General features: G+C 69.9%; 24 protein-coding genes. 18 read left to right on the forward strand and 6 right to left on the reverse strand.

Going from position 1 to position 23,277, the window contains the following annotated elements:
- The first annotated feature begins 7 nt into the window (after positions 1 to 7).
- The 4 genes from IEZ15_RS18090 (at position 8) to IEZ15_RS18105 (ending at position 3,052) form a co-directional block, all read left to right on the forward strand.
- Complete coding sequence (locus tag IEZ15_RS18090) at positions 8 to 805, forward strand: tyrosine-protein phosphatase (protein ID WP_189278037.1); 798 nt, start codon at positions 8 to 10, stop codon at positions 803 to 805.
- A 169-nt stretch (positions 806 to 974) separates the two neighbouring features.
- On the forward strand, positions 975 to 1,916 hold the full coding sequence (locus tag IEZ15_RS18095; RefSeq protein ID WP_189278039.1) for a DUF8832 domain-containing protein: 942 nt from the start codon (positions 975 to 977) through the stop codon (positions 1,914 to 1,916).
- A gap of 151 nt (positions 1,917 to 2,067) precedes the next feature.
- Entirely contained in the window at positions 2,068 to 2,472 is a 405-nt protein-coding gene (locus tag IEZ15_RS18100) for a DnaJ family domain-containing protein (RefSeq protein WP_189278040.1), read from the forward strand.
- Between the two features lie 88 nt (positions 2,473 to 2,560).
- Positions 2,561 to 3,052: a GNAT family N-acetyltransferase gene (locus tag IEZ15_RS18105; protein WP_189278042.1), complete on the forward strand. Its 492-nt coding sequence runs from the start codon at positions 2,561 to 2,563 to the stop codon at positions 3,050 to 3,052.
- Positions 3,053 to 3,122: 70 nt separating this feature from the next.
- Here the strand turns inward: IEZ15_RS18105 and IEZ15_RS18110 are convergent, their stop codons facing one another.
- Positions 3,123 to 3,512: a VOC family protein gene (locus IEZ15_RS18110; RefSeq protein ID WP_114242823.1), complete on the reverse strand. Its 390-nt coding sequence runs from the start codon at positions 3,510 to 3,512 to the stop codon at positions 3,123 to 3,125.
- A 193-nt stretch (positions 3,513 to 3,705) separates the two neighbouring features.
- On the opposite strand from IEZ15_RS18110, the gene IEZ15_RS18115 reads away from it, so the two are divergent.
- Positions 3,706 to 4,227: a DUF6328 family protein gene (locus IEZ15_RS18115; RefSeq protein ID WP_229845946.1), complete on the forward strand. Its 522-nt coding sequence runs from the start codon at positions 3,706 to 3,708 to the stop codon at positions 4,225 to 4,227.
- A 22-nt stretch (positions 4,228 to 4,249) separates the two neighbouring features.
- Here IEZ15_RS18115 and IEZ15_RS18120 read toward each other — a convergent pair whose 3' ends face one another.
- Entirely contained in the window at positions 4,250 to 5,077 is an 828-nt protein-coding gene (locus IEZ15_RS18120) for a VOC family protein (RefSeq protein WP_189278044.1), read from the reverse strand.
- A gap of 123 nt (positions 5,078 to 5,200) precedes the next feature.
- Complete coding sequence (locus IEZ15_RS18125) at positions 5,201 to 5,569, reverse strand: DUF6479 family protein (protein ID WP_114242820.1); 369 nt, start codon at positions 5,567 to 5,569, stop codon at positions 5,201 to 5,203.
- 570 nt (positions 5,570 to 6,139) lie between these two features.
- On the opposite strand from IEZ15_RS18125, the gene IEZ15_RS18130 reads away from it, so the two are divergent.
- From IEZ15_RS18130 to IEZ15_RS18160, 7 genes are all read left to right on the forward strand, one after another.
- Positions 6,140 to 6,535 carry a hypothetical protein gene (locus tag IEZ15_RS18130; RefSeq protein WP_114242819.1) on the forward strand — a complete coding sequence of 132 codons (396 nt, stop codon included), beginning with the start codon at positions 6,140 to 6,142 and terminating at the stop codon, positions 6,533 to 6,535.
- Positions 6,536 to 6,664: 129 nt separating this feature from the next.
- On the forward strand, positions 6,665 to 7,231 hold the full coding sequence (locus IEZ15_RS18135; RefSeq protein ID WP_189278046.1) for a 2Fe-2S iron-sulfur cluster-binding protein: 567 nt from the start codon (positions 6,665 to 6,667) through the stop codon (positions 7,229 to 7,231).
- Positions 7,228 to 8,214 (forward strand): FAD binding domain-containing protein, encoded by a 987-nt coding sequence (locus tag IEZ15_RS18140; RefSeq protein ID WP_189278048.1) that lies wholly within the window; start codon positions 7,228 to 7,230, stop codon positions 8,212 to 8,214. Before IEZ15_RS18135 ends, IEZ15_RS18140 begins: the two co-directional genes overlap by 4 nt.
- A 42-nt stretch (positions 8,215 to 8,256) precedes the next feature.
- A complete protein-coding gene (locus IEZ15_RS18145; RefSeq protein ID WP_189278050.1) occupies positions 8,257 to 10,356 on the forward strand; it encodes a xanthine dehydrogenase family protein molybdopterin-binding subunit in 2,100 nt (699 codons plus the stop codon).
- Positions 10,357 to 10,530: 174 nt separating this feature from the next.
- The gene (locus IEZ15_RS18150) at positions 10,531 to 11,040 is read left to right on the forward strand and encodes an ATP-binding protein (protein ID WP_114242815.1); all 510 of its coding nucleotides are present in this window, start codon (positions 10,531 to 10,533) and stop codon (positions 11,038 to 11,040) included.
- A gap of 184 nt (positions 11,041 to 11,224) precedes the next feature.
- Positions 11,225 to 12,649, forward strand: coding sequence for an NADP-dependent succinic semialdehyde dehydrogenase (locus IEZ15_RS18155; protein ID WP_189278052.1), 1,425 nt, complete (start codon positions 11,225 to 11,227; stop codon positions 12,647 to 12,649).
- Positions 12,650 to 12,659: 10 nt separating this feature from the next.
- Positions 12,660 to 15,047 (forward strand): phosphoketolase family protein, encoded by a 2,388-nt coding sequence (locus tag IEZ15_RS18160; RefSeq protein ID WP_189278054.1) that lies wholly within the window; start codon positions 12,660 to 12,662, stop codon positions 15,045 to 15,047.
- Between the two features lie 28 nt (positions 15,048 to 15,075).
- Here IEZ15_RS18160 and IEZ15_RS18165 read toward each other — a convergent pair whose 3' ends face one another.
- On the reverse strand, positions 15,076 to 15,399 hold the full coding sequence (locus IEZ15_RS18165; RefSeq protein WP_114242812.1) for a plasmid stabilization protein: 324 nt from the start codon (positions 15,397 to 15,399) through the stop codon (positions 15,076 to 15,078).
- Positions 15,400 to 15,532: 133 nt separating this feature from the next.
- On the reverse strand, positions 15,533 to 16,648 hold the full coding sequence (locus tag IEZ15_RS18170) for a baeRF3 domain-containing protein (RefSeq protein WP_189278055.1): 1,116 nt from the start codon (positions 16,646 to 16,648) through the stop codon (positions 15,533 to 15,535).
- A 128-nt stretch (positions 16,649 to 16,776) separates the two neighbouring features.
- Here IEZ15_RS18170 and IEZ15_RS18175 point away from each other — a divergent pair, with 128 nt between their 5' ends.
- The 3 genes from IEZ15_RS18175 (at position 16,777) to glsA (ending at position 19,320) form a co-directional block, all read left to right on the forward strand.
- Complete coding sequence (locus IEZ15_RS18175) at positions 16,777 to 17,271, forward strand: DUF1269 domain-containing protein (protein ID WP_189278057.1); 495 nt, start codon at positions 16,777 to 16,779, stop codon at positions 17,269 to 17,271.
- A gap of 117 nt (positions 17,272 to 17,388) precedes the next feature.
- Positions 17,389 to 17,955 (forward strand): hypothetical protein, encoded by a 567-nt coding sequence (locus tag IEZ15_RS18180; RefSeq protein ID WP_189278059.1) that lies wholly within the window; start codon positions 17,389 to 17,391, stop codon positions 17,953 to 17,955.
- 12 nt (positions 17,956 to 17,967) lie between these two features.
- Positions 17,968 to 19,320 carry a glutaminase A gene (glsA, locus tag IEZ15_RS18185; protein ID WP_189278061.1) on the forward strand — a complete coding sequence of 451 codons (1,353 nt, stop codon included), beginning with the start codon at positions 17,968 to 17,970 and terminating at the stop codon, positions 19,318 to 19,320.
- A gap of 33 nt (positions 19,321 to 19,353) precedes the next feature.
- Here the strand turns inward: glsA and IEZ15_RS18190 are convergent, their stop codons facing one another.
- Positions 19,354 to 20,178 carry an endonuclease I family protein gene (locus IEZ15_RS18190; RefSeq protein ID WP_189278063.1) on the reverse strand — a complete coding sequence of 275 codons (825 nt, stop codon included), beginning with the start codon at positions 20,176 to 20,178 and terminating at the stop codon, positions 19,354 to 19,356.
- 250 nt (positions 20,179 to 20,428) lie between these two features.
- Between IEZ15_RS18190 and IEZ15_RS18195 the strand changes: the two genes are divergently transcribed.
- The 3 genes from IEZ15_RS18195 to IEZ15_RS18205 all read left to right on the forward strand — a co-directional run bounded on the left by IEZ15_RS18195 (position 20,429) and on the right by IEZ15_RS18205 (position 23,137).
- Positions 20,429 to 20,629: a hypothetical protein gene (locus IEZ15_RS18195; RefSeq protein WP_114242806.1), complete on the forward strand. Its 201-nt coding sequence runs from the start codon at positions 20,429 to 20,431 to the stop codon at positions 20,627 to 20,629.
- Positions 20,630 to 20,698: 69 nt separating this feature from the next.
- The gene (locus IEZ15_RS18200; RefSeq protein WP_189278065.1) at positions 20,699 to 21,856 is read left to right on the forward strand and encodes a methyltransferase; all 1,158 of its coding nucleotides are present in this window, start codon (positions 20,699 to 20,701) and stop codon (positions 21,854 to 21,856) included.
- A 102-nt stretch (positions 21,857 to 21,958) separates the two neighbouring features.
- A complete protein-coding gene (locus IEZ15_RS18205) occupies positions 21,959 to 23,137 on the forward strand; it encodes an acyl-CoA dehydrogenase family protein (RefSeq protein ID WP_189278067.1) in 1,179 nt (392 codons plus the stop codon).
- The last annotated feature ends 140 nt before the right edge of the window (positions 23,138 to 23,277 follow it).

The following is a 23,277-nucleotide window of genomic DNA, read 5'->3' on the forward strand; positions in this document are numbered from 1 at the left end:
ATTCATCGTGCAAACCGCCAGGGCCGTCCCGGCATCCACCGTCGTCAATCTTCGCGACCTGGGCGGCATCGCTCTGGGCCCTGACCGTCGGGTCCGGCCGGGCGCCGTGCTGCGCTCCGGCCAGCTCAGCGGTCTGGACGCGGCGCAGGACATGGCGGTGGCCGCGCTCGGTATCCGTACCGTCGTCGATCTGCGCACTGCCGACGAGCGTGCGGCTGCCCCCGACCGGCTGCCGCCCGGTGCGCGGCTCTTCGTCGCCGATGTGCTCGGCGACAACCCGGGCGTGGCGCCCGCCCGGCTGCGTGCACTGCTCGCCGATCCGGTCGCGGCGGAGCGGTTGCTGGGGAGCGGGAAGGCTGAGGGGATGTTCGCAGAGACCTACCGGCAGATGGTGCTCTCGCCGCGTGCCGCCGCCGCTTACCGGGCCTTCGTGGAGACGGCCGCCGACGACCGTGCCCGCCCGGTGCTTTTCCACTGCACGGCCGGCAAGGACCGTACCGGCTGGGCCACCGCGCTGCTGCTGATGCTGGTCGGTGCGTCACGGGATGTGGTGCGGGCCGAGTTCCTCGCGGTGAACCCGGTCGTTCGGGTCGCCTACGCCCCATACGTACAGGGCTTCCTCGATGCGGGCGGTGACCCGGAGATCGCGTCCGCGATCACCGAGGTCCGCCCTCGCTATCTCGATATGGCGCTGGACGCCATGGACGAGAGGTGGGGCGGGCTCGACGGGTATGTGCGCGACGGCCTGAGGATTCCGGAGGCCGCGGTGGAGCGGCTGCGCGGCGGGCTCGTGGTGTCCGCCTGAGCCGGGCGCCGGGACCCCGGCCTCCCGGTGTCGTCGGCCTGTCCGGCTCGGAGGCGTGGGCAATCGGGAAGCAATGGCGCACTCCCGGGTTGACTTGATACCCCCAGGGGGTATGTTGAGTCCCGTCGGGAAGAGTCGCCTCCCGATGGACCCGATGGAGGACACCGTCATGAACAACGCACTGAGGATCACGGCCTTCGCCGCCGCGCTCGCCGCGACCTTCGGGACCGCGTACGGCGTGGGCAGGGGTATCGACCCGCTCGTGGCCGCTGAGGACCGCCCCGCGCGGCAGCACGCCGGCCACGGCGCGGGAGAGGAGGGCGGGGCGAAGGGGGCGGCGGATCAAGTGGCCGGCGGACTGCAGATCTCCGACGGCGGTTACGCGCTGGCCCTCGAAACACCCACGATACGAGCAAGGACCCGGACCGAGATCAGGTTCGCCGTCACGGATGAGAGCGGCCGCAAGGTCACCGCCTATCAACGCGAGCACGGCAAGGAACTGCACTTCATCCTTGCGTCGAGCGACCTCACCGAATTCCGGCACCTGCACCCCGTCCGCGCGGCCGACGGCACCTGGTCGACCCCCGTCGACCTGCCCAAGGCCGGTGGCTACCGGGCGTTCGCGGACTTCACGCCGGCCGCCGAGGGTGCCGAGAACCTCACGCTGGGCGCGGATCTGGCCGTCTCCGGCACCTACCGCCCCACGGCTCTGCCGGCTCCGCGCGCCGCCGCCGAGGTGGACGGCTACCGCGTCGCACTCGACGGCGAACTCCGCGCCGGCCAGGGCGGAGAGCTGAAGCTGACCGTCAGCAGGAAAGGCCGGCCCGTCACCGATCTGCAGCCCTACCTCGGCGCGTACGGGCACCTGGTCGCGCTGCGCTCGGGCGACCTGGCCTATCTGCACGTCCACCCGAACGAGGGCGGCCCGGGGCCCGTGGTGTCCTTCACGGCGACGGCGCCCAGTGCGGGTACGTACCGGCTCTTCCTCGACTTCCAGCACGAGGGGAAGGTCCGCACCGCGGCGTTCACCGTCCCGGTGGCGGCATCGGGGAAGGGTGTCGTCGGCCATGAGGAGAGCGGGGCGGGGGCAACCGGCGGGCACGCGCACTGAAGCGGGTGCGGGGTCGTGACCCTCCCCGGAACCCGAAGCGGCGTTGCGGCGACGCCCGTTGCGAGGTGACGACGTGGGCACAGCGGGTGCTCCTGTGGCCCCTCGGTATCGTGAAAGGGCAGGATCACGAATCCTCCGAGAGGGGCGTACGTTGACCGAACGCAAGCCTGCGGGCGTCAGCTTCGAATCATGGGTCGACAAGCAGATCCGCGAGTCCGAGCAGCGCGGCGACTTCTCGCAGTTGCCGGGCTTCGGCAAGCCGCTCGACGGGCTCGACGCTCCCTACGACGAGACCTGGTGGATCAAGCAGAAGATGCAGCGGGAAGGGGTGTCGGTGCTCCCGCCGACACTGGCGCTGCGCAAAGAGGCGGAGGAGGTGTGCGACGCCGTGCCCGGGGCGCGGACGGAGGCCGAGGTGCGGCGCATGTTGACGGAGGTCAACGAGAAGATCCGGGCAGCCATCAGACGGCCGCCGCCGGGTCCCCTGTTGAACCTCAAACCGTTCGACATCGACGCCATGGTCGAGGAGTGGCGCGCGGCACGCGGACCGTCGTGACAGTCGGGAGCCCGGGAGCCCCGTGACAGTCGGGAGCCCGCGGACCCGGAAGTGGGTGCCCCGCAGCCGGATGCGTAATACTCACTCCATGACACCGATCATTACGCGTCCGGGTGGCGGGGCGCGCAGCGAGACCGTACGCATCAGGCGGGCGACCGCACGGGACGCGAAACGGCTCACCCGGCTCGTCAGGACCTCCCGCGCCTATGAGGGGCCCTACGCCGCCATGGTCGCCGGATACCGGGTGGGGCCCGACTACATCGAGACCCACCAGGTCTTCGCGGCCATCGAGCCCGGCACCGACCGGCTCCTCGGCTTCTACTCGCTGATCCTCGCCCCGCCGGAACTCGACCTCATGTTCGTCGCCGACGATGCGCAGGGGCTCGGCATCGGGCGGCTGCTCATCGGGCATCTGCGCGACGAGGCGCAGCGCGTCGGCCTGCCCGGCGTCCGCATCGTCTCGCACCCGCCCGCCGAGGGCTTCTACCGCAGTGTCGGGGCCCGGCGGACCGGCACCCTCGCGGCCAATCCACCCGCGGTGATGTGGGACCGGCCCGAACTGGTACTGCCGATCGCCTGACCCGACGCGGAACGGCCCGGCCGGAACCCGTGCACGGAACCCGGCCGAACCCCCCTTCCAGTACGTCGTGTTATGAGGTCCAGCCCCCGTACGGACGCGTGATGATCTCCATGGCGTGACCGGCGGGATCGAGGAAGTAGACGCCTCGGCCGCCGTCGTTGTGGTTGATCTCGCCCGGATGCTTCTGATGCGGATCCGCGTAGTACGTGATCCCGAGCTCCTTGATGCGGGCGTACGCCGTGTCGAACTCCGCCTCCGAGACGAGGAAGGCGTAGTGCTGCATGACGATCGACGCCTCGGGAATGGTCGCGAAGTCCAGGGTGACCCCGTTCGCGGTGGCGACCGGTATGAACGGGCCCCATTCCCCGCCGACTTCCAGACCCAGTATGTTCGCCAGGAACTCGGCTGATTCCCGGTTGTCCCGGGCGTGAATGATGGTGTGATTCAACTCGACTGACACTGTGGAATGCCTCCAACGGGCATCTCACGGGCACCTCCACGCCTCACCCGGCCGGTGACCGACGCGCGATGCCGTACTCAAGATCCTAGGCGGGGTCGTGCCGGTCGTCGAGGCCCGGTGCGCCCGCTGTGAGGTCTACGGTGGGAAAGGAGGGGAAGGCGCAGTACTCCGCGCATTCGGACGGAGGCTCACGGTGACCTCGGCATCCCACCTGCCTTGCGGCCCGGGCCGCGACACAGGCCGCCACGAGACGCCGGAGGAGCGGGCGGACCGGCAGTGGAACGAACTGCTCCAGGAACTGCGGGTGGCCCGGACGGGCGTCCAGATCCTGTTCGGCTTCCTGCTCGCCGTCGTCTGCCAGCCGCGCTTCACCGAGCTGTCGGACACCGACCGCACCATCTACGTGGTCACCGTGATGCCGGGCTCCGCCACCGTCGCCGCCCTCATCGGGCCCGTGTCGTACCACCGGCTGCTCACCGGACGACGGCTGAAGCCGCAGACGGTCACCTGGGCGTCACGGCTGACGGTGCTCGGGCTGGTCCTGCTGCTGTGCACCATGTGTTCCGCGCTGCTGCTCATCCTGCGGGTGGCCCTGCACAACCCACTCGCCCTGTGGCTGGTCGGCGGCATGGCGCTGTGGTTCCTGGTCTGCTGGTTCGTGTTCCCGGCCTGGGCGCCGGCCCGCTCCTCACCCTCACCCGAACACGAGAAATGACCGCTGTGCGAGGGTGGTCCGTTCAGCCGGAATCGCCAGCAGTGGGGCCCGGGACGTCCGTGACCGTGAAGAGTCCGCCGTCCGGGTCCAGCAGAGTCGCCTCGCTGCCCTGCCCCAGCGGACGCTGCTCGACCAGACTGCCGCCGTGCCGCCGCGCCGCCTCGACCGTGGCCGCCAGGTCGGCGACGGGGAAGTGGACCTGCCAGTGCGGGCGGACCAGCGGATCGGGTGCCGCCTCCACCGCACCGGAGCTGATCCGGGCGAGCTGACGCCCCTCGCACTCGACGATGACCTCGTCCTTCTCGTACGACACCTCGCAGCACCCGGGCCGCCCGCTCGCCCAGTCGAGCACCCCGCCGTAGAAGATCGCCGCATCGAAGGCGTTCCTGGTGTGCAGGCGCAGCCAGGCGTGCGAGCGGTCGTCCGGCGCGGGGGGCGACGTCGCGGGCTCGGTCCGCTCCCAGATACCGAACACCGCACCGTCGAGGTCCGCCGCCAGGGCCCCGCGCCCCTTGCCGAGTGCCAGCGGTCCCACCGCGACCGTGCCGCTGCGCTCACGGATGCGTGAGGCTGCCGCGTCGGCGTCGGGGACGGCGAAGTACGGGGTCCAGGCCACGGCCACCCGGTAGGCGGTCGCCACCGCGCCGATGCCGGCGACCGGCACATCCCCGCGGCGCGCGACGGAGAACTCCTGCCCCAGCTTGCCCGGCCGGAAGGTCCAGCCCAGCACGGCGGCGTAGAACTTCTGCGCGGATTCCAGGTCGCGGGTCATGAGGTTGACCCAGCAGGGCGCTGCGGATCCGGTCAGCGGCGCCGGCATCGACGCCGTTCCAGGATGGCTTCCGGTCATGGTCCTACTGCCTTCATCGGTTCTGCGGCCCGCGCGTGACGGCGGCCGTCGGAGCCTCACCAGCCTCACCGCGAGCGGTCGCTCCCGCAACACGCGGCACTGCCGCCTGCCTCGCCGCAGCGCTCATTGAGGCGTCTGCGTCCCCTGGTCTCCCTGAGGCCTGTCACGCTGCTCGTCGCTGTCGCGATGGATGGTCTCGCTTCCGTGGTCACCGAGCTCATAGGGGGACAGGCCCCGGCCGTCGGGCGGGAAGCTGTCGTCGCCGTGGACGTCGCGTTGCTCGATATGGCTCCGGTGGTCGGGCCGCAGCGGCTGCTCCTCGGGCCGGGGCGGAGGCAGCTCCTGGGCTCGGCGCCGCCTGCCCAGCCAGACGGCACCGATCAGCACGCCCACCAGCGCCACTCCGACAATTCCCATGATCACGCCGGTCGCGCCCCGCCCGTCGGCGAGGGTGAGGGCCAGCGAACTGAGATCTCCGTTCGATACGTCCATGCCTCCCGGATACCCCGAGGAGGAGGCATCACTCGGTAATGACTGTGAATTCATGTTTTAAGTGGATATAAACCTAAAAGTGTTTCGGTCTCACGAGGGCGATCAGCGGGGGTTCCCGGTGCCTTGGGTCATCCGCTTGCCGACGGCTTCGTGTCGCCGTCACCCAGCCGTGGGGTGAGCCTGGAGAGGATCCTCGAACCGCTGGAGGGAACCGATGGGAGCGCCGAATCCGCTCGGCCGGTGGCCGGTCCACCAACAGTTGACCGGGGGTGATCCGCTGGGCCGCGGAGCGTCGGCTTTGCATGGTGGGCGAGACCTGCCGACAGGGGTGGGCCGGCGCGTTGCTGCGCTCCGCCCGCACCCTGACCGCGGTCGGCGGGGTGGGTGCGACGCTCCTCGGCGGCCGCAGCCGACCGGCCGCTGTCGGGGCCGGGCTCGGACTGCTCGCCGGTTCGGCATGCACACGCTTCGGGATCTTCGCGGCAGGCATCGCCTCCGTCGAGGACCCGTCCACACCGTCGGCCCCCAGCGCGGGGACGCATCACACAACGCAGAGCGGAAGGAACCGCGGTGAACAGCATCAAGGAGAAGCAGACGGAGGAGAGCCCGCACGTCGAGGACGTCTCTGTCGTCATCAGCGGGTGCGATACGGGCGACGCGCGGATGGTCTTCGACGCGCTGCGGGCCGCCTTCACCACTGACCGGGCCTCGGTCGACGTACCGAAGAAACTCGCGGAAAGGCGCCCCACCGCATGGGTGGCGACCGTCGATGTCACCGAGGAGAGAGTGGTCTCGGGGCCGGTCTCACTCGGCGGACCCGTGTCGATCGATGTGCAGGGCGGCTACTGGGCGGTCGAACGGCTCCGGCGGAGCCTGGCCCATGCCTTCGACGTACGGGTCGTCGGGACGGTCTCCGGAGATCAGGAGGAAGAGGTACGCCTCCGCCTGAAAAGCCGGGAGAGCTGAAAAGCCGAGAGAGCCGAGAGAGCCGAGAGAGTCGAGAGGCCACGGCCCGACGACGGAGCAATGAAGCAGGAAGGTATTACATATCTGATAGAAAGCGGACAAAAGGCCACCCCTGAAAGGTGCGAGTGAGTGGACCCCTCTCGCGGGCGGGACGACGGTGCGCAACAGCCGGGAGCAACCGGCGACCGTTCCACCCTGACACTGCACATCAACGGAACCGAGCAGACCCTGACGCTTGATCACCGAACCACGGTCCTGGACGCGCTCCGCGAAGACCTCGGCCTCACCGGCGCGAAGAAGGGCTGCGACCACGGACAGTGCGGGGCGTGCACCGTCATCGTCGACGGACGGCGCGCCAACAGCTGCCTGCTGCTCGCCGTCGCCCACGACGGCGCCCGCATCACCACCGTCGAGGGCCTCGCCGACGGCGACCGGCTCCACCCCGTCCAGGAAGCCTTCCTGGACCGCGACGCCCTGCAGTGCGGCTACTGCACACCCGGCCAGATCTGCTCCGCCGTCGGCATGCTCGGCGAGGCGGCGGACGGCTTCCCGTCCCATGTCACCACTCGCACCGCGCCCGTATCCGCCCCGGCGCCGCTCGACGCCCCCGAGATCCGCGAGCGGATGAGCGGCAACCTGTGCCGCTGCGGCGCCTACCCCCGTATCGTCGAGGCGATCGAGGACGTGGCGCCGTGAAACCATTCGGCTACCTCCGCGCCCGGTCCACCGCCGAAGCGGTCCGTGAGAGTTCCGCCCACCCAGGCGCCGGATTCCTCGGCGGCGGCACCAACCTCGTCGACCTGATGAAGCTCGGAGTGGAAACCCCCGACCTGCTCATCGACATCAGTCGACTGCCCCTGGACCAGGTGGGCGACACCGACAACGGCGGACTGCGCATCGGTGCGACCGTACGCAACAGCGACCTGGCCGCCCATCCCGCCGTACGCACCCGCTACCCCGTCCTGTCGCAGGCACTGCTGTCCGGCGCATCCGGGCAGCTCCGCAACACCGCCACGACCGGCGGCAACCTGCTGCAGCGCACCCGGTGCCCCTACTTCCAGGACACCTCCAAGCCCTGCAACAAGCGGGAACCCGGCACCGGCTGCCCCGCCCTCGAAGGCGCCCATCGCGATCTCGCCGTACTCGGCCACTCCGAGCACTGCGTCGCCACGCACCCGTCCGACATGGCCGTGGCCCTGTCCGCGCTCGACGCCACCGTCCAGCTGCACGGGCCGGACGGCGAACGGACCGTACCCGCCACCGAATTCCACCGGCTGCCGGGCGACACCCCCCACCGGGACACCGAGATCCGGGCCGGTGAGCTCATCACCGAGGTGGTCCTGCCGCCGCGCCCGGACGGCGCCGGTTCCCTCTACCGAAAGGCCCGCGACCGCGCCTCGTTCGCGTTCGCCCTCGCGTCCGTCGCCGCGGTACTGGGGGTCCGCGACGGCCGGATCGAGCATGCGGCGCTGGCTTTCGGCGGGCTTGCCCACCGGCCCTGGCGCGCATACGCCGCAGAAGAAGCACTCCGGGGCGCACCGGCGACCGGCGAGACCTTCGAACGGGCCGTGGACGCCGAACTCGCCGCGGCCCGGCCGCTGCGCGACAACGCGTTCAAGGTGGGCCTCGCCCGCAGTCTGGCCGTCGACGCGCTGGCCGAACTCGCCGCCGACAGCTGAGCAACCGCACAAACGCCGACCCGCAGACGTGAGGACCCCGTCATGAGCCAGGCCCCTCCACCACTGGGCACCCCCGCCGCACGCCGCGAGGGCCGGGACAAGGTAACGGGCACCGCCCGTTACGCCGCCGAGCACACCCCGCCGGGCTGTCTGTACGGCTGGCCCGTCCCCGCCACCATTGCCCGCGGCCGCGTCAGCGCCGTCCACACCGACGAGGCCCTGGCCCTGCCGGGCGTGCACGCCGTCCTCAGCCACGACAACGCCCCGCGGCTGAAACAGCCCGACGATCCGATCCTCGCCGTCCTCCAGGACGACCGGGTCCCGCACCGGGGCTGGTACATCGCGCTCGTGGTGGCCGACACGCTCGACCACGCCCGCGCCGGGGCCGAGGCACTGCGGATCGCGTACGAGACCACCGAGCACGATGTCGTCCTGTCCGAGAACCACCCCGGCCTGTACACGCCGGAGACCGTCAACGGCGAGTACCCCGCCGTCCGCGAACGCGGCGACGCCGACAGGGCCTTCGCCATGGCACCCGTACAGGTCGACGCCACGTACGCCATCGGCGCCCTGCACAACCACCCCATGGAGCCACACGCCTCCACCGCGCAGTGGACGCAGGACGGGCACCTGCACGTCCATGACTCGAATCAGGGCTCCACCACAGTCCGTGAGAGCCTTGCCGCCGCCTTCGGGCTCCGGCCGCAGCAGGTCACCGTGGTCTCCGAACACGTCGGAGGCGGCTTCGGCTGCAAAGGCACCACACGCCCGCAGGCCGTCCTGGCGGCCATGGCCGCGCGCCACACCGGACGCCCCGTCAAGATCGCCCTGCCCCGGCGCCAGTTGGCTGCCGTGGTCGGCCACCGCCCGCCCACCGTGCAGCGCCTCCGGCTCGGTGCCGAACTCGACGGCACCCTCACCTCGGTCTCCCACGAGGTCATCACCCAGACCTCCACCGTCAAGGAGTTCGTGGAGCAGGCGGCCGTCCCGGCCCGCATCATGTACGGGTCGGCTCACAGCCGTACCACCCATCGTGTGACCGCCCTGGATGTGCCGAGCCCCTCCTGGATGCGCGCGCCGGGCGAAGCCCCGGGCATGTACGCCCTGGAATCCGCCATGGACGAACTCGCCGCGGCCCTCGGCATCGACCCCGTCGAACTGCGCCTGCGCAACGATCCGGCCGACGAGCCCGACTCCGGCCGCCCGTTCAGCAGCCGGGGCCTCGCCGCCTGTCTGGAGGAGGGTGCCGCACGCTTCGGCTGGTACGACCGTGATCCGCGCCCCGCGGTCCGTGAGGAGGGTCCGCTGCTGGTCGGTACGGGCGTCGCGTCCGCCACGTATCCCGTGTACATCGCCGGCTCCAGTGCCTCGGCACACGCCGCAACCGACGGCTCATACCGCATCCAGGTCAATGCCACCGACATCGGCACCGGGGCCCGCACCGTACTCGCGCAGATCGCGGCCTCCGTACTGAACACCCCGGTGGAGAACATCCGGATCGACATCGGCAGCAGCGAACTGCCCGACGCCCCGCTGGCCGGCGGATCCTCGGGTACGGCCTCCTGGGGCTGGTCCGTGCACAAGGCTTCCACTGCCCTCCTGCGGCAACTGCGCGAGTGCACCGGCCCCCTTCCCGCCGAGGGACTGACGATCTTCGCGGACACCGAGCAGGAGACCTCCGAGAAGTCTCCGTACGCACGGCATGCGTTCGGTGCGCAATTCGCCGAGGTCGCTGTCGACTCCCGCACCGGAGAAGTACGGGTGCGCCGGATGCTCGGTGTCTTCGCCGCCGGGCACATCCTCAACCCCCGTACCGCACGCTCCCAGTTCATCGGAGGTATGACCATGGGAATCGGCATGGCCCTGACCGAGGGCAGCACCATGGACCCCGTCTTCGGCGACTTCACCGAGAGCGATCTCGCCTCTTACCATGTGCCGGTCTGCGCCGACGTACCGGAGATCGAGGTGCACTGGATCGACGAGGACGACCCGCATCTCAACCCGATGGGCAGCAAGGGCATCGGCGAGATCGGTATCGTCGGCGCCGCGGCGGCCGTCGGCAACGCTGTCCGGCACGCCACCGGCGTCCGGCTGCGCAGCCTTCCTCTCACTCCGGACACGCTGCTGCCGTATCTGCTCTGACCTGGGAAGATGCTTGTGGTATGGCAGGCCCGTCGGCCCCTGTGTTGCGCGTCCGGCTCTGCGGGGTCACCCTGTTGAGTGACCCATAAGTGACATCTGCTCACTCTTCGTATTCGGGGGGTCGTTGGTTCAATGGGGCGAAGTCAGTGGGCCTCGATGTGAGGAGCCTCGACGATGACCGTTCAATTCGACCGGCACTATCTGGTCGAACTCCAGGTTTCGGCAGAGCGTGTATCGCAGCTGCGGCGGATAATCGCCGCGCACCTCCGCCATTGGAGTCTCGAACTTCATATCCGGCCGGTGTGCCGCGGTGTGGAGGAGCTGCTGACCAATGTCCACCGGCATGTCGGTGACGACAACAACTGTGTCGTCGAACTCCGCTGGTCCGGGCGGCATCTCACGGTCTCTGTCGCCGACAACGGCTCCGAGATGCCGCGGCTGCTCAGCACCGGCGGCGGCGGCCTCAGCCGCGTCATGGCCCTGAGCGACAGCTGGGGCACCTGCCGCACGGCCGAGGGCAAAGTCGTCTGGTTCACCCGGTACGCGAAGGAGCCGCGCACCGTCGTCCTGGTGCCGCTGCCGCCGCTGCCCGGTGCGGGCGAGTTCCGTCGTCCGCCCGTCGCCGTTCCGGAACCCGTTCCCGAAACCGCGACGGCATCCGACTCCGCCCCCGCTCTCGTCTGAACCGGGCCACCAGGACCGGTACTGCCGACTTCCGTACCCGCTGAACGCTTCACCTCCCGGCGCGGACGGCGTGCGCACCGCACGCATGGTCCGCGCCGGTCGGGTGTCCGCCCGGCAGGGCCCGCGTTGCGGCACGGCGCGCGGCGCTGCACGGTCGAAGTACCGAGGCAAGGAGGCCACAGTCATGCCCATCGCGACGGTCAACCCCGCGAACGGCGAGACGCTCAGAACGTTCGACGCACTGGGAGAGGCGGAGATCGAGCAGAAGCTCGATGCCGCCGACACCGCGTTCCGGCAGTACCGCACCACCGGATTCGACGAGCGGGCCGGTCTGCTGAATCTGGCCGCCGGTCTTCTGGACGAGGACGTACAGGACATCGCGCGCACCATGACCACCGAAATGGGCAAGCCCGTCAAGGCGGCCCGAGCGGAGGCCGCCAAGTGCGCGAAGGCGATGCGCTGGTACGCGGCCCACGCCGAAGAACTCCTCGCGGACGAGCATCCGCCGGCGGACGATGTGCAGGACTCCGGTGCCTCCAGGGCCTTTGTCCGCTACCGCCCGCTGGGCGCCGTCCTCGCCGTGATGCCGTGGAACTTCCCGCTCTGGCAGGTCGTACGATTCGCCGCCCCCGCGCTGATGGCCGGGAACGTCGGCCTGCTCAAGCACGCGTCGAACGTCCCGCAGACGGCGATGTATCTGGAAGGTCTGTTCCGCCGGGCCGGATTCCCCGCGGGATGCTTCCAGACACTGCTGGTGGGATCCGGAGCGGTCGAGTCGATCCTCCGCGACCGCCGGGTCGCCGCCGCCACCCTCACCGGCAGCGAGCCGGCCGGCCGCTCGGTCGCGTCGATCGCCGGCGACGAGGTGAAGCGCACCGTGCTGGAACTGGGTGGCAGCGACCCGTATCTCGTCATGCCGTCGGCCGATGTCGCCAGGGCCGCCCGTACCGCCGTGACCGCCCGGGTGCAGAACAATGGCCAGTCCTGCATCGCCGCCAAACGGTTCATCGTGCACACGGAGGTGTACGACGAGTTCGCCGAGCGGTTCACCGTGGGCATGCGCGGTCTGACGGTCGGCGACCCGCTGCAGGAATCCACCGACGTCGGACCACTTTCCAGCGAACAGGGCCGTGCCGACCTGGAGGAGCTGGTGGACGACGCGGTACGGAAGGGCGCGAGGGTGCTCTGCGGAGGCGGCCGGCCCGACGACCTGGGCCCGGAGCTGGAGCGGGGCTGGTTCTACGCCCCCACGGTCCTCACCGGGATCACGACCGGCATGCGCATCCACCGCGAGGAGACCTTCGGCCCCGTCGCCACGCTCTACCGCGTCGAAGGGCTGGACGAAGCCGTGGCGCTCGCCAACGACAGCCCCTTCGGACTCAGCTCCAACGTATGGACCCGCGACGCGGACGAGGCCCGTCGCTGTGTGCGCGATCTGGAGGCGGGTGGTGTCTTCTTCAACGGCATGACGGCGTCCCATCCCGCGCTGCCCTTCGGCGGCGTGAAGCGCTCCGGCTACGGACGTGAACTCTCCGGGCACGGCATCCGCGAATTCTGCAACGCGACCACGGTCTGGTACGGCCCCGATCCCGTCGGCGCCACGTCCTAGGAGACACAACATGAGTCGTGCCGCCCACCCGGCAGTGACGCCCGGCCCCTCGGACGAAGAGATCGCGGCCCTCGACGCGCACTGGCGGGCCGCCAACTATCTGGCCGTGGGCCAGATCTATCTGATGGCCAACCCGCTCCTGACCCGGCCACTCACCCGGGAGCACATCAAACCGCGCCTGCTCGGCCACTGGGGCACTTCACCCGGACTGAACCTGGTCCACACCCATCTCAACCGCGTCATCAAATCCCGCGGCATCCAAGGCCTGTGCGTATGGGGACCTGGCCATGGCGGACCCGCCGTTCTCGCCAACTCCTGGCTGGAGGGCAGCTACTCGGAGACGTACCCCGACGTCAGCCGTGACGCCCAGGGCATGGGGCTGCTGTTCAAACAGTTCTCCTTCCCCGGCGGGGTGCCCAGCCATGTTGCACCGGAGACTCCCGGCTCCATTCACGAGGGCGGCGAACTCGGCTACGCCCTCACCCATGCCTACGGTGCCGCCCTCGACCACCCGGACCTGCTCGTCACCTGCGTCATCGGCGACGGGGAGGCCGAGACCGGACCACTCGCCGCGTCCTGGCACTCCAACAAATTCCTCGACCCGGTGCACGACGGAGCCGTCCTCCCGATCCTCCACCTCAACGGCTACAAGATCGCCAACCCGACCGTTCTCGCCCGCCTCCCCGAGCCGGAACTCGACGCCCTGCTGCGCGGCTACGGGCACGACCCCCTGTATGTCGGCGGCGACGATCCCCTCACCGTCCACCGGGCGATGGCCGCCGCGATGGACCGGGCCGTAGACCGCATCCGGGAGCTCCAGGCCGCCGCCCGTACCGGCGGCGACACCGAGCGCCCGCACTGGCCGATGATCGTGCTGCGCACCCCCAAGGGCTGGACCGGCCCGGCCGAGGTCGACGGGGTGCCCGTCGAAGGCACCTGGCGCGCACACCAGGTCCCGCTGCCCGGCGTCCGGGACAACCCCGAACATCTGCACCAGTTGGAGGTGTGGATGCGCTCCTACCGGCCGGAGGAACTCTTCGACACATCGGGGCGCCCCACTGCCCAGGTGCTCGACTGCGTGCCCGAAGGCACCGCCCGACTCGGCGCGACCCCGTACGCCAACGGCGGTCTGCTCCTGCGCGATCTGCCCATCCCGCCGCTGGACGACCACGCCGTCGAGGTCGACAAGCCCGGCACCGTGCTGCACGAGCCGACGCGGGTGCTCGGCGGCCTGCTGGAGGCCGTCATGGCCGCCACCTCCGAACGCCGAGACTTCCGGGTCGTGGGCCCCGACGAAACCGCGTCGAACCGGCTCGACGCCATCTACGAGTCCACCGGCAAGGCATGGCAGGAGCGGATCCTGCCGACCGACGAGCACCTCTCCCGCGACGGACGTGTCATGGAGGTGCTCTCCGAGCATCTGTGCCAGGGCTGGCTGGAGGGGTACCTCCTCACCGGCCGCCACGGTCTCTTCTCCTGCTACGAGGCGTTCGCCCACATCGTCGACTCGATGGTCAACCAGCACATCAAATGGCTCAGGACATCCCGCCGGCTGGCCTGGCGCCGCCCCATCGCCTCGCTCAACTATCTGCTCACCTCGCACGTCTGGCGCCAGGACCACAACGGGTTCTCCCACCAGGACCCGGGTTTCGTCGACCACATCCTCAACAAGAGCCCCGAAGTCGTACGGGTCTATCTGCCGCCGGACACCAACACCCTGCTCTCCGTCGCCGACCATGCGCTGCGCAGCCGGGACTACGTCAATGTGATCGTGGCGGGCAAACAGCCGAGCTTCGACTGGCTCACCATGGACGAGGCCCGGGCGCACTGTGCCCGTGGAGCGGGTGTGTGGGAGTGGGCGGGCACGGAGGACGGCAGCCGCGAACCCGACGTGGTGCTCGCCTGCGCCGGTGACGTACCCACGCTGGAGACTCTGGCGGCAGCCGATCTGTTGCGCAGGCATCTGCCGGAACTGTCGGTACGGGTGGTGAATGTGGTCGACATGACGCGGCTGCTGCCCCACGGGGAACACCCGCACGGCATGCCGGACTCCGAGTACGACGCGGTGTTCACCAGGAACACCCCGGTGATCTTCGCCTACCACGGCTATCCGTGGCTGATCCACCGGCTCGCCTACCGGCGGGCCGGCCATGCCCATCTGCATGTGCGGGGCTACAAGGAGGAGGGCACCACCACCACGCCCTTCGACATGGTGGTGCGCAATGACCTGGACCGCTACCGGCTGGTCATGGATGCCATCGACCGGGTGCCCGGCCTCGGCGTCCGTGCCGTGGCGGTACGCCAGGCGATGGCGGATGTCCGTACCCGACACCACGCCTGGATCCGTGAACACGGCACGGACCTGCCCGAGGTGGCCGACTGGACCTGGAGCGGCTGACACCGCCCCGGGTTCCTGCGGCGTGGGCTCAGCGGCCGACAGCCTTTGCCAGCTGGGCCTTCGTCATGTGGGACCGTCCGTGGACGTTCTTCCTCTTCGCCTCTTCGTAGAGCTGGTCGCGAGTAGGCCCCTCGGCTCCGCTGTGGGAGCGCAGACCGCCGCGCCGCGAGGACGACATGTCCTCGATGGAGGTACGGCTCGCGGTCCTCGACTCGCCGGCGCGGGCGCGCTCCTTGTTGACCGTACGGGCCGCGATCTCCTCGGCCCGTTCCTCGCTGACCCCGCGCTCCTGCGCGCTCTCCTTGATGTGTTCGTACTGCCGTTCCCGTTTGGCGTTCGATCCGCGTGGCATGGTGCGCTCCTCTCCCTGGGGCCCCAGGACTCGGCCCGGGGCTCGATCGGGCCCTCCCCAGTCTCCCAGCGGCCCCCGGGGCCCGCATGCCTGCGACGTACCCGATGCGGCGTACGGCGCGCTGCCGCCCTGTTCAGTAGCGCAGGGCCGCCGCGATCCGCCCGTACTCCGCGAGCGAGTCGTCCGCGAGGAAGACCACGTCGGTGCCGCTGTCCAGCGCCGCCTCGACGAGCTCGTCCACCACGTCCTCTCGGACCGAGCCGTCCGTGAGGTCCGCCGCTTCACCGCTCACCGGTTCGAGGTGCTCGTCCGTCACCCGCACCGTCTGCTGGAAGTGCTCCTCCACCGCGACCAGTCCGGCGCGGCCCTCCCGTACCGCGGCCCACACCTCGTCGAGACCACCGGCGAAGGCACGACGGCCGCGCGCTTCGTCCAGTCTGCCGTCGATCTCCGCCGCGAACCGCTGCTGCCGCTCGTCGAGCGCCGGCCGCAGCTCCTTGAGCAGGCCGGCCGGTGTCGTGTCGGCCGGTACGCCCTTGGTGACCCGTCCCACGGCCGACTTGGCGCCCTCGCCGACCTCGTCCAGCAGGGCGAGCGCGGGGGCGAGGCCGATCAGATACAGCGGGCGCGGGTCCGTGGCCAGTACCGCGCGCAGCTTCTCGTCGGCGGTGCGCAGGAAGTTGCGCGTCTCCTCGTCGCTGAAGGTGCTCGGGGTGTCGCCGATCCGCTCCTCGCGCTGCGGGTTCGGTGCCTCCCTCGGAGCCGTCAGCGGGAATCCGCCGGTCTGCTCCTCGTGCAGGGCGTCCGTCGTGCCGCTCCACAGGGCGGCGTGCTCGGCCGACACGGTGAGCGCCCAGAACGGCTGGGCCTGGGCCTTCGCCGCGACCAGGTTGCGGGTCAGATAGGTGTCGCTGAGAACCACCCGCTCGGGTGCAGCACGGGGAAGCTGCCAGATCTGGTGCTCGTCGGCGGTGACGAGGACGACCAGGGCGTCCAGGGCCCGGCGGAGGTCCACCTCGTCGACCGCCCGGTCGAGCCGCTCCTTGATGGCGTTACGGGCCTCGCGGGTGACCGCGGGATCGGCTTCCAGCCGACTGACGGCCTCGGACACCAGGTTGCGCAGCCGAACGGCGTCCTGGGCGTTGTCCGGAGCGCGGCGGTGTGTCGGCATGGTCAGGGACAGGGCCGGATAGGGCTTGGCCACCCGCAGTTCCTGCAACAGGCCGGCGGTCAGGGCGTCCGCATCCATCGTTCTCTCCCAGGGGCTTCGGCTGGCATCCGCTCCTGAGTGAAGCGGGTGAATTCGACGAGTCAATTCATACCTTTTGATCCTAATATGGGCGAGTTCTTCAATGTTGGTCTCAGGAGGTACGCACGATGTCCACGCTCACCGTGTGGAAGTTCCAGTCGGCCGAGGGCGCGGAGACCGTGGAGACCATGCTCAAGTCCCTCCAGAAGGAGGGGCTGATCAAGATCCTCGACGCGGCCGTGGTCAGCTGGCCCGCCGACCGGGCGAAGCCCAGGACCAAGCAGTTGATCAACCTCGTCGGTGCCGGCGCACTGAGCGGCACGTTCTGGGGAATGCTGTTCGGGCTGATCTTCCTGATGCCGCTGCTGGGCGCCGCGATCGGTGCGGCGGCCGGGGCGCTGGGTGGCAAGCTGGCCGATGTCGGCATCGACGACGACTTCATCGCCGAGGTCAAGAAGAAGGTGACGCCCGGGACTTCTGCCCTGTTCCTGCTGACCGTGAACGAGGTGCCCGACCGGATCAGCGACGCCCTGCCCGACGGCGGCGCCGAACTGCTCCACAGCAACCTGGACAAGCAGAGCGAGGCGCGGCTGCGCGAGATCTTCGGCGAGGACGCGGCCTGACCGACCGGGGAGCCCGGCGGTCCGGGTTTCCCGCACCGTCTCTGCCTCACCCCCATTTTCCTCATCTCTCCCTACCTCTCCATCTCCCTTACGCCCTTCCGAGCAGACGGAGCGTCCGTGAACCCGACCAGCCCCTTGCGGCACGCCCTCGGCGGCCGCGCAGCCCGCAACCTGACCCCAGCCGTGCTGGCCGTGTCGATCATCGCCGGTACCGCCGCCTGCGGCGGCTCCGGCACCTCCTCGCAGGGCACGGCCAGGAGCACCCGTACGGTGTCCCCGGAACCGGCCATGACCCGGTCCGCGAGCGCCAGTCCACGTACCCAGCAGGAATTCGCGGCCTCGGTCTCCGCCGCCGCCGAGCGCAACCGGCAGCAGGCGGCCAAGCAGGTCGCAGGCGTCAAAGGACGGGGCAACGCGGTCAAGGACGTCTCGGTGACGGGGTTGCCGGTCGTGAAGTCGGAGCAGTTCCGCAGCGCCCTTGTCCGCGTCACCAATCGCACGGACAAGGCCGCCTTCTACGCCGTCAAGGTGGAGTTCGTCGACTCGTCCCAGAAGGTGCTCGACACCGTGGTGCTCGGCTTCGCGGACGTCCCGCCCGGCCGGACCGTCAGTCAGCACGCCAACAGCCGCAAGGCGGCCGGCGTCAAGACGTTTCCCCGGATCGCCCAGGCCGAGCGCAGCTGACGGCCGGGCCGGGTGAGCGCCGCCGCCGAAGCCGTCACCGATGCCCTGCGCGAACTGCACACGCGGTTCGCCGGGCTGCGGGACGGCCAACTCGCCGACTACATCCCGCAACTGGCGCTGGCCGAACCGGATGCGTTCGGACTGGCGCTGATCAGCATGGACGGTCATCGTTACAGCACCGGTGACGCCGATGTCCCGTTCACCATGCAGTCCGTGTCGAAACCGTTCGTCTACGCCCTCGCCCTGTCCGTCCTCGGGCTCGACGAGGTGGGGCGCTGGGTGAACGCCGAGCCCAGTGGCGAGGCGTTCAACGCCATCAGTCTGGAACCGGCCACAGGGCGGCCCGACAACGCCATGGTCAATGCGGGCGCCATCGTCACCACCGCGCTGATCCCGGACACCCCCGACGCCCCCGGATTCGACCGCATCCTCGACTGCCTGAGCCGGTTCGCCGGACGGCAGCTGGACGTCGACGAGCAGGTGTACGCCTCCGAGGCCGTCACCGGCGACCGGAACCGCGCCCTCGCCTATCTGATCCGCAGCGCCGGCCCACTGCCCGTCGACCCGGTGGCGGCGATGGAGACGTACTTCAGACAGTGCGCGGTACGGGTCACCACGCTGGACCTCGCCGCGATGGCCGCGACCCTCGCGCACGGCGGTGTCAACCCGCTCACCGGCGTCGAGGTGGTGCCGGAGCCGGTCGCGGCCCAAGTGCTGGCGGTGATGGCAACCTGCGGCATGTACGACGCCTCGGGCGACTGGCTGCTACGGGTCGGGCTGCCGGCGAAGAGCGGTGTGTCCGGCGGACTGATCGCCTCGGGCCCCGCCCGGTTCGGGCTGGCGACGTACAGCCCACTGCTGGATCCGACCGGCACCTCCGTTCGGGGGCGCGCCGCGCTCGGGGCCCTGTCGGAGCGGCTCGGCCTCCATCTGATGCACAATCCGGCACTGGCCGGGTCCACCGTCACCCTGGTCACGACCGCCGACGATCTGCCGTCCGCCCAGGCCGGGCCGTGGGAGCGCGCCCGGCGTGAACGGGTCGCGGTCGTCGCCGCCCAGGGCGCTCTCGACTTCACCGCGGCCGAACGGGTGCTGTACGCCCTGGACGAGGCGCGACCGCAGGAGACGGGGGCCGCGGTGCTGGATCTGCGGCAGGTGACCGACATCGACCCGGTGGCCCGGGCGGTGCTGCAGAGCGGACTCGGCCGGCTCGTGGAAGGCGGCGTGCGCACCGCCGTGGCCGACCCGGCGGGCCACCTCGTCCTGCTCCCCGGCGCCGGGGAGCAGGGCGAGCGCACAGCCCTTCGGCCCTTCGACTCCCGTGAGGAGGCCGTGGCCTGGTGCGCGAGCGGCCTGGCCGACTGAAACGGGGAAGGAGCTGGTCCGGGTCCGTTCCCTCTACCAGATGGACTCGACCCATTCCGGGTGATCGACAAACGGGTTCCGGTTGTGCTGGTACTTGTCGAATATGACGTCGTTGCGCCGCTTCTCGAAGCTGTCCGGCGGGTCCTCCTGGCTCCACGCCTTCAGTACCGAGAGGCGGCCGATGTACGGTGCGGAGCCGTTGGACACACTGTCGTTGGGTTCGAGGTCGGGGAAGGCGTCGTCGCCCTCGTAGCGCACCGCCATGTAGAGGATCATGCGGGCCACATCTCCCTTGACCGCGTCGCGCGGTTCGAAGGAGTTGCTGTCGGTGTAGCTGCCCGGTGCGCCGCTGACCGCGCTGCCACCGTTGTCGAAGTCCTTGTTGCCGCGGATGGAATTGACGGTGACATCCTCCGGGCGCAGGTGGTGGATGTCGGTGCCGGGGCCGGTGGCGGTGCCGAAGTCGCCGTGGGACTTGGCCCATACGTGCTCGCGGTTCCACTGGCCGACCGAGCCGCCGTTGTCGCTCTTGGGCTCGGAGCGCCCGGAGTAGAGGAGGATCACGTTCGAGGGGTTGGAGGGGTCCTCGTCCGTGTTCTTGAGCGCGTCCCAGACCTGGCTGTAGGAGATCTTGGTCTGGCTGCTGATGATTGTGTGCAGAGCGGTTTTGAGCGCGGTTCCGGACTTGCCGAGCGCGTCCTGGTAGTACGTGTCGTCGAGAGCGCCGAGCGGTGTCGCGGCGACCGGCGCGGCCCGGGGTGTGGCGGCGGGCGCGGCGGCCGCGGTGCCGGCGAGTACCGCGAACGCGGCAAGGGTCGCCAGCAGGGGGCGCCGGTAATGAAGGTGACGACGGGACATGGGGGTGTCCTCTCCGAAAATGCGGGCACCACGAAGCCGTCACAAGGTGGGGGGCGGCGCCGCAGCGGTCGTGTGGTACGTGGTCAGCGGGAGCCTTCCACACGCACCGTGACCATGGTGTGAACGCTGTGTACCTATCATGTGCAGGTCAAGTGAGCGGCTGTCCGTGGCGCCGGGAGGGGATCGGAGAGGCATCGGATGCGGCGGGCCGGGCACGGGGCGAGAATGACCGAAAGGACGAGGAGGCGGCATGAGCGACGAGCCCGAATCCGTATCCGCAGCTCGGGGAGTGACTCCCGACAGCCTCTTGCACACCGGCGGGAGCGACAATCCGTCGGCAGAGGACCTGGTGCTCGCCTCCGGGCGAGACCTGACTCCGAAGAATCTTCAGTGGGCGGAGCGCAGGCTCGCCCGGGAGGGCCGGTCGGCGATCGACAAGGCGCTGCCGTAGCGCATGGCCCGGCAGTCGGCGCGGGGAGTGTGTGGGCGCTCCCCGCAGCTCGGCTAGCCTGGGTGGACAATGAACCGTTTGACTACGTCAGGGGCGGGGTATGACCTCGCCCGCTTCCCCGAGGACCCGCGCGACCCGTTCCGTGCCTGGGACGCTGCCGATGAGTATCTGTTGCGGCGGCTGGAGGGAACCGACGAGTCGGCACCGGTCGACCTGTCGGGCGCCGTGGTCGTGGTGGGCGACCGCTGGGGGGCCCTGAGCACCGTGCTGGCCGGGCACCGCCCCGTACAGATCACCGACTCCTACCTGGCGCAGCGCGCGACTCTGGCGAATCTGGACCGCAACGGCGTGGACGCGGATGCCGTACGCCTCCTGTCGGCCAGGGACACACCGCCGGACCGTATCGACGTCCTGCTGGTACGTGTCCCGAAGAGCCTCGCGCTCCTGGAGGACCAGCTCCACCGGCTCGCGCCGGCCGTCCATGCGGGCACCGTCGTCATCGGCACCGGCATGGTCAAGGAGATCCACACCTCCACCCTCAAACTCTTCGAGCGGATCATCGGCCCGACCCGTACCTCCCTCGCGGTCAAGAAGGCCCGGCTCATCTTCTGCACCCCGGACCCGGCCCTGGCCCGCACGCCGAGCCCCTGGCCGCACCGCTACGACCTGCCCGAGGGCGTCGGTCCGGTCTCCGGCCGGACGGTCACCAACCATGCCGGGATCTTCTGCGCCGAGCGCCTCGACATCGGCACCCGCTTCTTCCTCGGTCATCTCCCCGCGCGCAGCGGCCCCGACCGGGTAGTCGACCTCGGCTGCGGAAACGGGGTCGTCGGGCTGTCCGCCGCGCTGGCCAATCCCGAAGCGACGGTCACCTTCATCGACGAGTCGTACCAGGCGGTCGCCTCCGCCGAGGAGACCTTCCGGGCCAACGCCGGTCCGGACGCCAAGGCCGACTTCGTGGTCGGCGACGGGCTGGCACAGCTGCCGCCGGCCAGTGTGGACCTGGTGCTCAACAACCCGCCGTTCCACTCCCACCAGGCAACCACCGACGCAACGGCCCGCAACATGTTCCACGGGGCGCGCGCCGCACTGCGGCAGGGCGGCGAGCTGTGGGTCGTCGGCAATCGGCACCTCGGCTACCACACCCAGCTGCGCCGGACCTTCGGCAACTGCACCACGGTCGCGGGCGACCCGAAGTTCGTCGTCCTGCGCGCCGTCAAGCGCTGACGCCCGCCGGAGACGTCCTGGCCCTTCCGGATTCTTGCAACACGTTCTACTGTGTGCGCCGCCGCACACGGGCGACGCGACCGCGAGACTCCTGGAGGGGCCGTGCACCTCGAATACACGCCTGAACAGCAGCAGTTGCGCGCCGAACTGCGTACGTACTTCGCCGGACTGGTCCCCGACAACGCCTACGCGCGCTACGCCGACCCCTCCTCACAGAAGAACTTCTACCGTGAGACGATCCGCCGCCTCGGTACCGACGGCTGGCTCGGCGTCGGCTGGCCGACGGAGTACGGCGGACGCGGACTGTCGCCGATGGAACAGTTCATCTTCTTCGACGAGGCCGCCCAGGCGGGCGTTCCGCTGCCGCTGATGGCCCTCAACACCGTCGGCCCGACGATCATGCAGTTCGGCACCGACGAACAGAAGGACTACTTCCTGCCGAAGGTCCTTGCCGGCGAGATCGACTTCGCGATCGGATACAGCGAACCCGACGCGGGCACAGACCTTGCCGCGCTCAAGACCCGGGCCGTGCGCGACGGCGACGACTATGTCGTCAACGGGCAGAAGATCTGGACGACCAACGGCGACACGGCCGACTGGGTCTGGCTCGCCGTCCGCACCGATCCGGACGCCCCGCCCCACAAGGGCATCACCATGCTCCTCGTCCCGACGAGCGACCCCGGCTATTCCTGCACCGTCATCAACACCCTCGCCTCGCACGACACCACCGCCAGCTACTACGAGAACATCCGCGTCCCCGTCTCCCGCCGCGTCGGCGACGAGAACAAGGGCTGGCGGCTCATCACCAACCAGCTCAACCATGAACGCGTCACCCTCGCCGCCCACGGCACCATGGCCGTCCGCGCCCTCCACAACGTCCAGCGCTGGGCGGCGGACACCCGGCTCACCGACGGCCGCCGCGTCATCGACCTCGGCTGGGTCCGCGCCCTCCTGGCCCGCACCCACACCAGGCTCGACGCCATGAAGCTCCTCAACTGGCAGATGGTGTCCGCGGTCCAGAACGGAACCCTCACCCCGCAGGACGCCTCCGCCGTCAAGGTCTACGGCTCCGAGGCACGCCGTGACGCCTACGCCTGGCTGATGGAGGTCGTCGGCTCGGCGGGACCGCTGAAGGAAGGGTCGGCAGGCGCCGTACTGCACGGCGAGCTCGAACGCGGATACCGGTCCGCCGTCATCTTCACCTTCGGCGGCGGCAACAATGAGATCCAGCGGGAGATCATCTCGTGGATCGGCCTGGGGATGCCGCGCGTACGGCGGTGAGCGGGTGCGACCACAGATTTTGGTTGTCACATACCGGGGATAGTTGGCACTGAATGGATTCGCGTAAGCATCCAGCTGTGACTCAGCACGCTAACTGTCGTGTCAGCACGACATCTGTCGTCCAGGGTGAGCATCGATCT

The sequence above is a fragment of the Streptomyces atratus genome (assembly GCF_014648655.1).
Taxonomy (GTDB): Bacteria; Actinomycetota; Actinomycetes; order Streptomycetales; family Streptomycetaceae; genus Streptomyces; species Streptomyces atratus.

Coding starts and splice junctions, on each gene's coding strand:
- IEZ15_RS18145 (WP_189278050.1), top strand. CDS start 8,257: ATGAGCCAGGCCCCTCCACCACTGGGCACCCCCGCCGCACGCCGCGAG.
- IEZ15_RS18175 (WP_189278057.1), top strand. CDS start 16,777: ATGTCCACGCTCACCGTGTGGAAGTTCCAGTCGGCCGAGGGCGCGGAG.
- IEZ15_RS18190 (WP_189278063.1), bottom strand. CDS start 20,178: ATGTCCCGTCGTCACCTTCATTACCGGCGCCCCCTGCTGGCGACCCTT.
- IEZ15_RS18200 (WP_189278065.1), top strand. CDS start 20,699: ATGAACCGTTTGACTACGTCAGGGGCGGGGTATGACCTCGCCCGCTTC.
- IEZ15_RS18120 (WP_189278044.1), bottom strand. CDS start 5,077: ATGACCGGAAGCCATCCTGGAACGGCGTCGATGCCGGCGCCGCTGACC.
- IEZ15_RS18150 (WP_114242815.1), top strand. CDS start 10,531: ATGACCGTTCAATTCGACCGGCACTATCTGGTCGAACTCCAGGTTTCG.
- IEZ15_RS18170 (WP_189278055.1), bottom strand. CDS start 16,648: ATGGATGCGGACGCCCTGACCGCCGGCCTGTTGCAGGAACTGCGGGTG.
- IEZ15_RS18165 (WP_114242812.1), bottom strand. CDS start 15,399: ATGCCACGCGGATCGAACGCCAAACGGGAACGGCAGTACGAACACATC.
- IEZ15_RS18105 (WP_189278042.1), top strand. CDS start 2,561: ATGACACCGATCATTACGCGTCCGGGTGGCGGGGCGCGCAGCGAGACC.
- IEZ15_RS18095 (WP_189278039.1), top strand. CDS start 975: ATGAACAACGCACTGAGGATCACGGCCTTCGCCGCCGCGCTCGCCGCG.
- IEZ15_RS18155 (WP_189278052.1), top strand. CDS start 11,225: ATGCCCATCGCGACGGTCAACCCCGCGAACGGCGAGACGCTCAGAACG.
- IEZ15_RS18195 (WP_114242806.1), top strand. CDS start 20,429: ATGAGCGACGAGCCCGAATCCGTATCCGCAGCTCGGGGAGTGACTCCC.
- IEZ15_RS18160 (WP_189278054.1), top strand. CDS start 12,660: ATGAGTCGTGCCGCCCACCCGGCAGTGACGCCCGGCCCCTCGGACGAA.
- IEZ15_RS18125 (WP_114242820.1), bottom strand. CDS start 5,569: ATGGACGTATCGAACGGAGATCTCAGTTCGCTGGCCCTCACCCTCGCC.